13 protein-coding genes are annotated in these 11,788 nt (G+C 67.3%); 6 read left to right on the top strand and 7 right to left on the bottom strand.

Going from position 1 to position 11,788, the window contains the following annotated elements:
* Positions 1-276: GntR family transcriptional regulator (locus FKP22_RS09610; RefSeq protein ID WP_233446829.1), on the bottom strand; the 276-nt coding region annotated here is incomplete at its 3' end.
* A gap of 81 nt (positions 277-357) precedes the next feature.
* On the opposite strand from FKP22_RS09610, the gene FKP22_RS09605 reads away from it, so the two are divergent.
* From FKP22_RS09605 to FKP22_RS09595, 3 genes are read left to right on the top strand one after another with little or no spacing between them, the layout of a single operon-like run.
* Positions 358-810 (top strand): GNAT family N-acetyltransferase, encoded by a 453-nt coding sequence (locus FKP22_RS09605; RefSeq protein ID WP_141287275.1) that lies wholly within the window; start codon positions 358-360, stop codon positions 808-810.
* A gap of 6 nt (positions 811-816) precedes the next feature.
* Positions 817-1,545, top strand: coding sequence for a GNAT family N-acetyltransferase (locus FKP22_RS09600; protein WP_141287274.1), 729 nt, complete (start codon positions 817-819; stop codon positions 1,543-1,545).
* A 58-nt stretch (positions 1,546-1,603) separates the two neighbouring features.
* Positions 1,604-2,920 (top strand): Nramp family divalent metal transporter, encoded by a 1,317-nt coding sequence (locus tag FKP22_RS09595; protein WP_141287273.1) that lies wholly within the window; start codon positions 1,604-1,606, stop codon positions 2,918-2,920.
* A 9-nt stretch (positions 2,921-2,929) separates the two neighbouring features.
* Here the strand turns inward: FKP22_RS09595 and FKP22_RS09590 are convergent, their stop codons facing one another.
* The 4 genes from FKP22_RS09590 to FKP22_RS09575 form a co-directional block, all read right to left on the bottom strand.
* A complete protein-coding gene (locus tag FKP22_RS09590; protein WP_141287272.1) occupies positions 2,930-3,805 on the bottom strand; it encodes a helix-turn-helix domain-containing protein in 876 nt (291 codons plus the stop codon).
* A gap of 22 nt (positions 3,806-3,827) precedes the next feature.
* On the bottom strand, positions 3,828-4,190 hold the full coding sequence (locus tag FKP22_RS09585; protein WP_141287271.1) for a nuclear transport factor 2 family protein: 363 nt from the start codon (positions 4,188-4,190) through the stop codon (positions 3,828-3,830).
* A 102-nt stretch (positions 4,191-4,292) separates the two neighbouring features.
* Positions 4,293-4,760 (bottom strand): MarR family winged helix-turn-helix transcriptional regulator, encoded by a 468-nt coding sequence (locus FKP22_RS09580; RefSeq protein ID WP_141287270.1) that lies wholly within the window; start codon positions 4,758-4,760, stop codon positions 4,293-4,295.
* A 25-nt stretch (positions 4,761-4,785) separates the two neighbouring features.
* On the bottom strand, positions 4,786-7,224 hold the full coding sequence (locus FKP22_RS09575; protein ID WP_141287269.1) for a membrane-bound PQQ-dependent dehydrogenase, glucose/quinate/shikimate family: 2,439 nt from the start codon (positions 7,222-7,224) through the stop codon (positions 4,786-4,788).
* A 175-nt stretch (positions 7,225-7,399) separates the two neighbouring features.
* Here FKP22_RS09575 and FKP22_RS09570 point away from each other — a divergent pair, with 175 nt between their 5' ends.
* Positions 7,400-8,347: a M14 family metallopeptidase gene (locus FKP22_RS09570; protein WP_231011636.1), complete on the top strand. Its 948-nt coding sequence runs from the start codon at positions 7,400-7,402 to the stop codon at positions 8,345-8,347.
* A 29-nt stretch (positions 8,348-8,376) separates the two neighbouring features.
* Here the strand turns inward: FKP22_RS09570 and FKP22_RS09565 are convergent, their stop codons facing one another.
* Positions 8,377-9,573 carry an FAD-dependent oxidoreductase gene (locus FKP22_RS09565; protein ID WP_170200824.1) on the bottom strand — a complete coding sequence of 399 codons (1,197 nt, stop codon included), beginning with the start codon at positions 9,571-9,573 and terminating at the stop codon, positions 8,377-8,379.
* 189 nt (positions 9,574-9,762) lie between these two features.
* Here FKP22_RS09565 and FKP22_RS09560 point away from each other — a divergent pair, with 189 nt between their 5' ends.
* Entirely contained in the window at positions 9,763-10,518 is a 756-nt protein-coding gene (locus FKP22_RS09560; RefSeq protein WP_233446828.1) for an AraC family transcriptional regulator, read from the top strand.
* Positions 10,519-10,646: 128 nt separating this feature from the next.
* On the opposite strand, the gene FKP22_RS09555 is transcribed toward FKP22_RS09560, so the two are convergent.
* Positions 10,647-11,540, bottom strand: a complete 894-nt coding sequence (locus FKP22_RS09555) for a LysR family transcriptional regulator (protein WP_141287265.1) — start codon at positions 11,538-11,540, stop codon at positions 10,647-10,649.
* A 140-nt stretch (positions 11,541-11,680) separates the two neighbouring features.
* Here FKP22_RS09555 and FKP22_RS33795 point away from each other — a divergent pair.
* Positions 11,681-11,788 (top strand): SDR family NAD(P)-dependent oxidoreductase (locus FKP22_RS33795; protein WP_141287264.1); only part of this gene is annotated, 108 nt, incomplete at its 3' end.

Below are 11,788 nucleotides of genomic sequence, written 5' to 3'. Positions count from 1 at the left end.
CACCCGCGTGCCTTGCGTGTCGGCCACCACAAAGCCTTCGGCGGCCAGCTGCTCATAGGCGATCAACACCGTGTTGCGGGCCACGCCCAGCGATTCGCTCAGCCCGCGCGAGGACGGCAGCTTGCCGCCGGCTGGCAGCTCGCCGGCCAGGATGGCTTGCTTCAGGCGCTGGGTCAGCTGGGTCTGGCGCGATGGTGCGCCTGGGCCTGTTGCCAACGGGCCGGCGAGCAGTGGGGCGTCCAGGGTCATCGGAATCATCGACAGTCGTGGTTCCATCAGAAGCTAATGGCGTGGTACTTTTCATGATGCCACGATGCGCCTATCGTGCCGACTCCCACCGCACGTCTTTCTCAAAGCATGTCTTCCACCGCCCTGCAGGTCCGGCCGCTGGCCCAGACCGACTTCGACGCCTGGCTGCCGCTGTGGCGCGGCTACCAGGCCTTCTACAAGACCGACCTTCCGCTGGCGACCACGCAGACCACCTTTGCGCGTTTCCTGGACCCGGCCGAGCCGATGTTCGCGGCGCTGGCCGAGCTGGATGGCAAGGCCGTCGGCCTCGTGCACTGCATCCGCCACCGCAGCTGCTGGACGGTCGGTGACTACTGCTACCTGCAGGACCTGTTTGTCGACCCCGAAGTGCGTGGTGCTGGGGTCGGCCGCGCATTGATCGAGTGGGTCTACGCGCGTGCTCGTGAAGCCGGCTGCTCGCGCGTGCACTGGCTCACGCACGAGACCAACACCGAAGCGATGAAGCTCTACGACCGCATCGCCAGCAAGCCTGGCTTCGTGCAATACCGCCACCTGCTCTGAACCACCATGCCCCACGACATTCAGCTCAACGAATACGGCCAGCCTGTCGGCCCCAGGCTCGAAGGCTGGCAGCCGCGTGCATTGCCGCCGCGCACGCCTCTGGTGGGCCACTGGTGTCGCCTGGAGCCGCTCAGCGTGGCCCAACATGCCGAGGCGCTTTACGCTGCCTACAGCGCCCAGCCGGACGGCCGCGACTGGACCTACATGCCGGCCGGCCCGTTCCCTTCGATGGCTGCGCTCACCGAGTACCTCACCAAGGCCGAAGCCTCGGCCGACCCCTTGCACCACACCATCATCGACAACGCCACCGGCCAGGCCGTCGGCACGCTGGCGCTGATGCGCATCGACCCCGCCAACGGCGTGATCGAGGTTGGCCATGTGACCTACTCGCCGCTGGTGCAGCGCACGCCCATGGGCACCGAAGCGCAGTTCCTGTTGATGCAGCGCGTGTTCGACGCACTCGGCTACCGGCGCTACGAGTGGAAATGCAACGCGCTGAACGCGCCTTCGCGCCGTGCTGCCGAACGCTACGGCTTCCAGCTCGAAGGCATCTTCCGCCAGGCCGCCGTCATGAAAGGCCGCAGCCGCGACACCGCCTGGTTCTCGATGCTGGACCACGAATGGCCGGCGATCCGCCCGGCCTTCGAACAATGGCTGGCGCCGGAGAACTTCGACGAGAAAGGGCAGCAGCGCAGCCGGTTGGGTGAACTGGTGAGGGTGGCGTTGGGTCGCTGACACGGGGCATGCTTTGGTAGCAGTGCAACTGCCGGCCGCCTCACCGAGAATCGGCCGCATGTTTGGTCTGCCCACCACCGCCACTGCGCCGTTCTGTCCGTCCGAGGTTCGCGGCTCGGTTGATGTTTCCTCCTCGCAGCCGCTGTGGAAGCGGCTGGCGAAGGTGGCGGGGCCGGGGTTGCTGGTGTCGGTCGGCTACATGGACCCGGGCAACTGGGCGACCGACATCGAGGCGGGCTCGCGCTTCGGGCCGGCGCTGCTGTGGGTGGTCGTGCTGTCCAGCGTGGCGGCGATGCTGCTGCAGACGCTCGCGCTGCGCCTCGGGCTGGTCACCGGGCTGGACCTGGCGCAGGCCTGCCGGGCGCGCTACCGGCCGGCGGTGAACCGGGCGCTGTGGGTGATGGCCGAGTTGGCCATCGTCGCGTGTGACGTGGCCGAGGTGCTGGGCACGGCGCTGGCACTGCACCTGCTGTTCGGCATGTCCTTGCTGGCCGGCATTGCCGTCACCGCGCTGGACACGTTGTTCGTGCTGGGCCTGAAGGGCCGCGGCTTCCGGCAGGTCGAGGCCATCGTGCTGGGGCTGGTGATGACCATCGGCGTGTGCTTCCTGGTGCAGATCGTCCTGGTCCGCCCGGATTGGCATGCGGTGGCGCAAGGCCTGGTCCCGACCGAGCTGGTGCTGCACGACCCGCGGGCGCTGATGCTGGCAGTCGGCATCCTCGGCGCCACGGTGATGCCGCACAACCTCTACCTGCATTCGTCCATCGTGCAGACCCGGCACTTCGCCGGCACCGAGCAGGCCAAGCGCGAGGCCATCCAGCTGTCCACCTGGGACACGGTGATCTCGCTGACGCTCGCGCTGCTGGTCAACGGCGCGATCCTGACGCTGGCTTCGTCGGCCTTCCATGCCAAGGGCCAGACCGAGGTGACCGAGATCCAGCAGGCCTACCACCTGCTGGACCCGCTGGTCGGCGCGTCCATCGCGTCAGTGCTGTTCGGCGTGGCGCTGCTGGCGGCAGGCCAGAGCTCGACCTTCACCGGCACCATCGCCGGCCAGGTCATCATGGAAGGCTTCCTGCGGCTGAAGATTCCGTGTTGGCAGCGCCGCCTGGCGACGCGCGTGCTCGCGCTGGTGCCGGCGTTTTTCGGGGTGCTGTGGCTGGGCGAGGCGGGGGTGGGCACGATGCTGGTCGGCAGCCAGGTGGTGCTGAGCCTGCAGCTGCCGTTTGCGATCTGGCCGCTGCTGCGCCTGAACGGCGACGCGAAGCTGATGGGCCGCTTCCAGCTGCGCGGGACCATGAAGGCGGCCGCCTGGGCGCTGCTGGCGCTGATCTGCGTGGCCAATGTGGCGCTGCTGCGCGAACTGGTCGGCTGAAGAGGTGCCTTAGTTCGCTGCGAGCGGAATCGCGTAATGCATGGTCGATGCGTGCGAGTCGGCCGCATAGTCGGCGCCATAGAACTCCAGGTCGCAGCCGCCAGCGTGCCGCTCGCCGGACCGCAGCAGCCAGCTCGAATAGATGTAGTTGACCGTCTGGTCCAGCCCTGCGGGCAGGCCGCGGTGCGTGAAGCGCGCGTAGCGGGCCGCGGGAATGCGCAGGCTGGCCAGCCCCTTGCCCAGCGGCCCGACGTGTGTGACCGGTGCCGCGGCCCAGTACACCAGCTCGTCGGACTGGGCCGAGGTCTGCTGGACCACGCCGTGGCAGCTGCCGACGATCCGGTTCGGCACGTCGGCCAGCAGTGGCAGGAACGCAGCCCACAAGGCAGGCAGCTTGCTGGCCACGTTGTTCTTCTCGGAGTCCATGCCATGAAACTTCGTGCTCAGGCCGACCAGCTGCATCTCGCCGTGTTCGATGAGCTCGGGTTCCAGCGACACATTGGCATGGATGTGCCGCAGGTAGTCCTCGTCGAACCGGACCTTGTGCAGGAAGGCCAGCGCGCCGGCATGCCGGCGGTAGTGCGCTGGCGTGACGCTGAACGCCTTCTTGAACGCCCGCGTGAAGCTCTCCTGCGATTCGAAGCCCGATGCCAACGCAATGTCGAGCACCCGTTCCTGCGTGCGCGCCAGCTTCTCCAGCGACAGCGAAAACCTGCGCGAGCGGATGTAGGTCTTCAGGGTCTCGTTGGTCAGTGCCTTGAAGATGCGCTGGTAGTGCCACTGGCTGAGGCCGGCGTGGCGCGCCACATCGGCCGGATCCACGTCCCCGTCCAGATGGGTTTCGATGTAGTCGATGCCGCGCTGCACCTGAGCGAGGTAGTTCATCGCGGGTTTCTTCGCGTGCCATTCACTGGGCGGGCACTTCGAAGAACCCGGTCATCGCCACCAGCGCGCCCTGGCCGTCGTATTGGCCAAAGCTCACGCCGTCGCCCAGTACCTTGCCATCGCCATCGACCATGTGCCATTTGGCAACGCTGGCATCGTGGTGCGCCAGGAAGCTGGTGGTGACGAAATGGCCACCGGGAACTTGCCTGTGGAAGTCCAGCATGTAGTCGATCAGTTCGCGGTGACCGCGGGCCGTGACCAGCGGGTCCTGGTAGACGCAGGCCGGCGCCACGCTTTGCGCCAGCGCTGCGGCCTTGGCATCGGCCGAGGCTTCGCGCCAGGCATTGGTGTAGGTTTCCCAGGTGGTCTGTCTGGCGTCACGCATGTCGTTTCCTCGGGTGGGTTGCAGAAGGCCGCAAGCCTACCGAGAGGGGGCGAAACGCTTTTGATATTTTGTGCGAACCTTTTCAAGGGCGATGGCAGCGGGCTACACCCTGCGGTGCTTCGCCAGCTTCTGCAACAGCTCCAGCAGCATCACCCGCTCGCCGGCGCTGAGGTGGCGCAGCAGGTCCTGCTCCATCGTCAACGACACCTCGTGTGCCTTCGCTGCCAGCACTTCGCCGGCTGCCGTCAGGTGCACGTTCTGCGCCCGGCGGTCCGTCTCGCTGCGCACCCGCGCCAGCAGGCCTTTCTCGCTGAGCTTGTCCAGCATCAAGGTGATGTTGGCGGCGGTGACGGCCAGCGTCTGCGCGAGCTGCTTGCCGTTGATGCCCGGATTGAATTTCACCAGCACCAGGGTCGTGAACTCCACCGGCCGCAGGCCGAACGGTTCTGCAATGCGCTTGAAGAAGATCTTCTTCAGCGGAATGTCCGCCTGGGCCAACTGGTAGCCCAGCAGGTGGGCGAGGCAGGTCTGATCGACGCCGGGGGCGTGTGGTTCGGGGGCGGAGGACATCCGGGCAGTGTAGTGAGCGCCGTGGTCAGTGCGAGAGCGAATAGGCCACCACGTAGTCGCCCCGTTCCGGTGACTGGCGTGCGCCGCCGGCCGAGATCAGCACGTATTGCCTGCCCGTCTTCGGCGAGCGGTAGGTGATGGGCGTGCCTTGGCTGCCGACCGGCAGGCGCGCCTTCCAGAGCTCCTGGCCGTTGCCGCTGTCGAAGGCGCGCAGGTAGAAGTCCTGCGTGGCGGCGAAGAAGACCAGGCCGCCCTGGGTTGTCAGCGAGCCGCCGATGGTCGGCATGCCCACCGGCATCGGCAGGCCCAGCCGCACGCCGTGCAGCACCGAGTCGCGCACGGTGCCCAGCGGCACTTCCCAGGCCACCTGGCGGGTGTCCAGGTTGACGGCGGTCAGCGAGCCGAAAGGCGGCTTCTGGCACGGGATGCCGATGGGCGAGAAGAAGCGGTCCTTGACCACCGAATAGGGCGTGCCCTTGAGCGGCACCGCGCCCATGCCGGCGTTCACCGCTTCGGCCCCTGCAGGCGCCGAAGCGCCGCCGCTGGCCGGCTGCTGCGGCACCATGCGCACCCACAGGCCCAGGCGCATGTCGTTGGCGTAGATGGTGTTGGTGGTCGGGTCGATCGACAGGCCGCCCCAGTTCATGCCGCCCAGCGAGCCGGGGAAGCTGAGCGAGGTGTCGGTGTCGGGCGCGGTGTAGAGGCCTTCGTAGCGCATGCCGCGGAAGGCGATGCGGCACATCAGCTGGTCGAAGGGCGTGGCGCCCCACATGTCGGCTTCGGTCAGTGTTTGCGCACCGATCTGCGGCATGCCGACCGACACCGGCTGCGTCAGCGCATAGGGCTCGCCGGGAATGCCGGCCGGCTTCACGGGGGTCTCGATGACATTGGTCAGCGGCTTGCCGGTGGCGCGTTCCAGCACGTAGAGCTGGCCGGCCTTGGTGCCGAAGACCAGTGCCGGCACGGTGCCGCCTTCGGTCTTCTTGAAGTCGAAGAAGGTCGGCTGCATCGGCACGTCGAAATCCCAGAGGTCGTTGTGCACCGTCTGGAACAGCCAGCGCTGCTGGCCGGTGGTCGCGTCCACCGCCAGCATCGAGGCGCCGAATTGATGGTCGCGCTCGGTGCGCTTGGGGCCCCATAGGTCGATGGCGGCGCTGCCGGTGGGCATGAACACGGTGTTCAGCGCTGGGTCGTAGGACATGGGCGCCCAGACGTTGGGCGTCGAGCGGGTGTAGGTCTTGCCGGGCGAGGGCGCCTGCTTGTCGTCCGGGTTGCCGGGGTCGAAGGCCCAGCGCAGTTGGCCGGTGATGACGTCGTAGCCGCGCGCCACGCCGCCCGGCATGTCCAGCGCGACGTTGTCCGCCACCCGCCCGCCGACGACCACGGTGGTGCCGGCCATCGTCGGCGCCGAGGTCAGCGCGTACAGCGGGTCCGGCGCGTCGCCCATGCCTTCGCGCAGGTCCACGCGGCCATTGCGGCCGAAGTCCGGGCAGAAGTTGCCGGTGTCGGCGTCCAGCGCAATCAGCTCGTCGGTGATGGTGTTCATCAGGATGCGCCGTTGGCACGGCGCACCTTCCGCGACCATCGCTGGCGGCACCGGGCTGCTGCCCGGGTCGGTTGGCTGCAGCAGCGGCTGGTTGGCATCGAAATAGGCCAGGCCGCGGCAGCGCATCCAGACCTTGGCATGGGCGTCGATCACGCGCTTCCACTTCTCCGCGCCGGTGTCGCCGTCCAGTGCGATCACGTTGTTGTGCGGCGTGCAGAGGTAGACGGTGTTGCCGATCTGCAGCGGCGTGAGCTGGTCCTCCGCGCCATTGCCGTCCGACTGCGGCACGTCGCCGGTGCGGTAGGTCCAGGCCACGGTGAGATCACCCACGTTCTGGCGGTTGATCTGGTCCAGCGCACCGAAGCGGTCCCCACCCGGGCCGTTGCCGTAGTGCGACCAGTTGGCGACCGCGCTTTCGGCGGGGGCCGGCACCTGGCCGGAGGCAATGGTGGTGTGGTGGATGCCATGCGGCTGGAACATGCCCCAGACCGTACCCAACAGGCCGGCCAGCAGCAGTGCCGACAGGCCCAGGAACATGCCGGTGCGCGGCGCGAGCGCCGCGCGGCGCCGCAGCGCCGGCTGCACCAGCAGCATGAGCAGCAGCAGGCCGGCGAAGGTGAAGAGGCGCGCATGCAGGGCCCAGAAGTCCAGCCCGGCTTCCCACAACGCCCAGCCCACGGTGGCGGAAAATGCCAGCCCGTAGACCACCAGCGCCGAGCGCTTGCCGCGCGTCAGCAGCGCGCCCGAAACCACCAGGGCCAGGCCCATGGCCAGGTAGTAGGCGCTGCCCGCCCTGGCGATCAGCATGGCGCCGCCAGCGGCCAGCGCGAGGCCGATCAGGACCAGCAGCCCGCCCAGTGCGGCCGCCGGCCAGGGTGTGGTGCTTGGCGTGGGGGTGAAGGTTCCGGAGTGGCGCATGGGCTTCCCTGTGAACAGAAGAGGTGCCGGCATGCGCAAGGGCCACTGCCGCCTGGCAGCAACTGCGCAGCAGGGCCAGTGTAGAAGCGCGGGGAATTCGCCTCGGGCCAAGGGGCTTGGCCGTGCCGTGCCGCGGTGTATCGTGCGCGGCATCGCCAAAATCAGGGTGGCATTCGTGAGCATCTCCCCGTCAAGCACGCCGTATCCCATCGGCACGCCAGGCACGCCCTGGGCTGCCGCTGAAAGAGCCGCCTGGCTCGCCCGCCAGCCGCTGCAGCGGGTCTATGCCGAAGAGGTCGTGGCGCCCCTCAAGGCCCTCGCCGCTGGCCTGCCGGCACAGGCAGAGCTGTTCCAGTACGGCACGCTGGACTACACGCGCCTGGGCCTGGCCAGCTACCCACTGTGGGCGGTGCGCAGCCGCGCATGGCGCGCCGATCATCCGGTCGTGCTGGTCACCGGGGGCGTGCACGGCTACGAGACCAGCGGCGTGCAGGGCGCGCTGCTGTGGCTGGAACACGAGTTCGGCCGTCATGCCCAAGGCCTGAACCTGCTGGTGTTGCCGTGCATCAGCCCCTGGGGCTACGAGACCATCAACCGCTGGAATCCCGATGCGCTGGACCCGAACCGGCAGTTCAAGCCGGCCAGCCCGGCGGCAGAGTCGGCGCTGGCCATGGCCTGCGTGGCTGCCAACTGCACCCGCGTCGACCTGCACGTGGACCTGCATGAAACCACCGACACCGACAACAGCGAGTTCGGGCCTGCCAAGGCCGCGCGCGATGGCGTCGCGTTCGACTGGCATGCCATCCCCGACGGCTTCTACCTGGTGGGCGACACCGAGCGCCCAGCGCCCGATTTCCAGCGCGCGCTGATCGAGGCCGTCCGCCCTGTGACCCACATCGCCGAGGCCGACGAACACGGCTGCCTCATCGGCGAGCCGCTGCAGCAGGCCGGCGTCATCAACTACCCCAAGCGCGCGCTCGGCTTGTGCGGCGGCATGACCGCTGCCCGCCTGGTCACCACCACCGAGGTCTACCCCGACAGCCCCACGGCCAGCCCCGCCCAGTGCAACCAGGCGCAGGCCGCGACGGTCACTGCGGCGATCGCGTATTTGCAGCGGGTTTGAGGGCGCATGCGCACGGTCTGTCGCATCCCTCAATAAACTGGAAGCGCGAAGTCCTCGTCGATCTTCCGGGCTTGAGCAGCGGCGCCTGGTTTCAACAGGCGTTGGATGAGCCTGCTACCGAAAACTCGTTGCAGGATGTGGGCGATGGCGACGCCGAACCGCGTCCTCACGTGCATGAGTCGAATCATTCGGGGGCTCAAGGCCTGCTGTGATCGCTCGGCGTACGGACGCACGATGCTTTCGTAGGCTCGGAAGGCTTCGCTGCAGGTCGGGTTCGCCTTGATTTCCCCCGCCAGGACGTAGGCTCCGACGAGGGCCAAGGCCGTGCCCTTGCCCGTGAACGGCGTCGGGCAGTGCGCCGCGTCGCCCAGCAAGACCAGCCGGCCTTTCGACCAGGTCGAAGCTTGCACCTGGCTCATCGGTCCGAAGTAGAAGTCCTGTACGGCATCCAGTTCACCGACGAGCCGGTCGGCCACCGTGCCCCGACCTTCCAGCGCTGCACGAAGCATGTCACGCCGAGACAACGTCAACGGCCTTTGCGGGTCGGGCTCGCTGGCCGGAAAAGTGACCAGGACGGTGGTCTCCGTCGGGCCTCCAGGCCTCAGGTGGATCATCGTGCCGCCAATGCCGTTCACGGAGCAGGCCCAGAGGTCGTCTTCTGGACGCCGGGGAATCTTGAAGAAGGCCATGTAGGCGCCGAGATAGCGCAGGCGCGTTTCCTCGGCGAGCGCCAGGGACCTTGTCGACGAGCTCATGCCGTCGGCGCAGATCACCAACTCGAATGCCTCCGTGGCGCCATCGTCAAAGATCACGCGCACGCCGTCCCCAGTCTCCTCGAGGCCAGTGACATGGGTGCCAAATCGGTACTCTGAGGTATGGCGGGTCGCATCGAAAAGCACACGTGCGAAATCGCCTCGGAGGATTTCGAAATCGCTGGTCAGGCTGCCGAAACCATTCTTGGGAAAGACGGCCACCACCTTGCCGGCAGCGTCCAGCCATTTCTGGCCGCACTCCCCCGTGTCGCGAGCCTGGATCTGCGCCGTCAGGCCCATGCGCTTGATGACCTGCTGACCGGCACCCTTCACGTCGACGTTCTGTCCCCCGTCCCTGAAGGCGCTGGCCTTCTCGACGACGACCACCGAGAAGCCGTGCTTGCTCAGCCACCAGGCACACGCAGGGCCGGCGATCCCGCCGCCGCAGATCAGGATCTTCTTCGTTCGTTCCAAGGTGAAAGGCCTCGTGGTGGTTCGGAACGGCCACGTTAGGCGGGGCATGTCTTGGCCACAAGGATCCAACATGCCATGATGTATTGAATTCTTGCCATGCCGCCTCCGGCGTCCCGGACCCGCCCGATGCCCGTTTTCAGAGACGCTTCTTCAATCGATTGGGAGGATCCGGACCTTGTCCCCAGGCCCGTGATCACCCTCGGCGCCGCTGGCCTGGACATGGCTGTGACACACGGCGACGACACCCGGAAGGAAACAGACTTCCACCACCATCGAAAGGGTCAGTTCCTGCTGTGGATGCGGGGAGTGCTCACCTGCGAAGTTGCCGGCGGCCTCTGGCTCGTGCCGCCGGGAAGCGCCATCTGGGTGCCCGGCGGTGTGCGGCATCGAATGGAGGCGGCCGGCACGATCGAGTGTTACGTCGTCTACGTCGATCCTGCCGTGGGCGACGCATTGCCGCGAGACTGCTGCACCTTGTCGACGACGCCGCTGCTGCGCGAGTTGGTGATCCGTTCAGCGGCATTGCCCATGCGCTACGAAGAGGGCGCCATGGCGTCCAGGTTGATGACGCTCCTCGTCGACGAAATGGCTTCGGCGCAGCCAGGGCTCGTTCATCTTCCCCTGCCGACAGACAAGCGACTTGGCAGACTTGTCGAGTGGCTCATGGCCAGCCCGTCCGATGCAGTCAGCATCGACGCCTGGGCAGCCCGAATGGACATCAGTCCGCGCACGCTCTCCCGCCTTGTCTCCCGAGAAACCGGCATGAGTTTCGGACGCTGGCGCAGGCAACTGCACATCCTGCTTGCCTTGCAGTGGTTGGCCAGGGGCGCGACGGTCCAAGATGTCGCAGCCGGGCTCGGCTACGAGAATGCGAGCAACTTCGTGGTCATGTTTCGCAAAGTGCTCGGCGAAACGCCTGGACGCTACTTGAAGTCGAGAACTTGAAGCTGACAGGGGCCTGGCGAGTGCCTGGCTTCATTGCAGCCCTCGCTGCTGCGCCGCGAATGTGCTCGACCCGGACGGCGACAGCCTCGACGCCCGTGCCGCTCAGGGCCATGGGCCGCTTCGAGCACTCAGTTCGCCCCGGCCATGCGCTCGGCCAGCCAGTCCACGAACACCCGCACGCGGGACGACAGCTGGCGCGCATGCGGATACAGCACCGAGACCGGCATGGGCGCAGGCCGCAGCTCGGGGAAGACCTCGACCAGTTCACCGCTGAGCAGCTGGGCCTCGACGTGATAGCGCGGCACCTGGACAAACCCCAGGCCGGCGAGGCAGCAGGCTGAATAGGCGTAGGCGCTGCTGACGGTGACCGGGCCGCGCAGCATCAGGCTGCGCTTCTCGCCGTCCACCAGGAAGTCGAAGGGCAGCACGCGGCCGCTGCTGCCAGCGTAGTTCACCGCATGGTGCTTGCGGAACTCGTCCAGCGTCTGCGGCGTGCCGCGCCGCGCGAGGTAGTCGCGGCTGGCGCAGGTCACCAGGCCGAGCAGCGCAACCCGCCGGCCCACCATGGAAGAGTCCTTCGGTTCGCCGGAGCGCAGCACGCAGTCGATGCCTTCGCGCACCAGGTCCACCATCCGGTCGCCCAGGCCGATCTCCAGCTCGATGTCCGGATAGCGCGTGTGGAACTCGCCCAGGTGCGGCAGCACGAAATGCAACGCCTGCGTGCCCTGCAGGTCCACGCGCAGCTTGCCCTTGGGCCGCAGCTGGGCGCTGCGGAACAGGTCCTCGCTGTCGCCCACGTCCTGCAGGATCTGCTGGCAGCGCAGGTAGTAGGCCTCGCCGTCCAGCGTGGCGCTGACGTGCCGGGTGGTGCGGTTCAGCAGGCGCACGCCCAGCCGCAGCTCCAGCTGCTGCAGCGCCAGGCTGACCGAGGCACGCGGCAATTGCAGCTCATCCGCCGCCTTGGTGAAGCTGCCCAGGTCGACGATGCGCACGAACAGGTGCATCGCATCCAGCCGGTCCATGCACGCTCCAATTGTTTAGGTGGTTTGGATTGTGATGGATTGAATCGCGTATTTATCTGGATCGAGTCGAACAATAAATTAGCGGCACGGGATCAGACCACGGTCCTGCCCCAGCCAAGCCCTCATCACCGGAATCCACCATGAACACCCCAGTCACTTCTTCCACCACTCTCCGCGTCGCCATCGTCACCGGCGCCTCGCGCGGCATCGGCGCCGCCATTGCCCAGCGCCTGGCGGCCGACGGCCAT

The sequence above is a fragment of the Ideonella azotifigens genome (assembly GCF_006519715.1).
In the GTDB taxonomy this organism is placed as follows: Bacteria; Pseudomonadota; Gammaproteobacteria; order Burkholderiales; family Burkholderiaceae_C; genus Ideonella; species Ideonella azotifigens.
The sequence above is the reverse complement of the archived record's forward strand: the minus strand, read 5'-3'. Positions and strand labels throughout refer to the sequence as shown.

What these genes read in the sequence shown, in the direction of transcription:
- FKP22_RS09585 (WP_141287271.1), bottom strand. Translation starts at nt 4,190, where the DNA reads ATGCGTGACGCCAGACAGACCACCTGGGAAACCTACACCAATGCCTGG.
- FKP22_RS09595 (WP_141287273.1), top strand. Translation starts at nt 1,604, where the DNA reads ATGTTTGGTCTGCCCACCACCGCCACTGCGCCGTTCTGTCCGTCCGAG.
- FKP22_RS09590 (WP_141287272.1), bottom strand. Translation starts at nt 3,805, where the DNA reads ATGAACTACCTCGCTCAGGTGCAGCGCGGCATCGACTACATCGAAACC.
- FKP22_RS09555 (WP_141287265.1), bottom strand. Translation starts at nt 11,540, where the DNA reads ATGGACCGGCTGGATGCGATGCACCTGTTCGTGCGCATCGTCGACCTG.
- FKP22_RS09605 (WP_141287275.1), top strand. Translation starts at nt 358, where the DNA reads ATGTCTTCCACCGCCCTGCAGGTCCGGCCGCTGGCCCAGACCGACTTC.
- FKP22_RS09580 (WP_141287270.1), bottom strand. Translation starts at nt 4,760, where the DNA reads ATGTCCTCCGCCCCCGAACCACACGCCCCCGGCGTCGATCAGACCTGC.
- FKP22_RS09600 (WP_141287274.1), top strand. Translation starts at nt 817, where the DNA reads ATGCCCCACGACATTCAGCTCAACGAATACGGCCAGCCTGTCGGCCCC.
- FKP22_RS09575 (WP_141287269.1), bottom strand. Translation starts at nt 7,224, where the DNA reads ATGCGCCACTCCGGAACCTTCACCCCCACGCCAAGCACCACACCCTGG.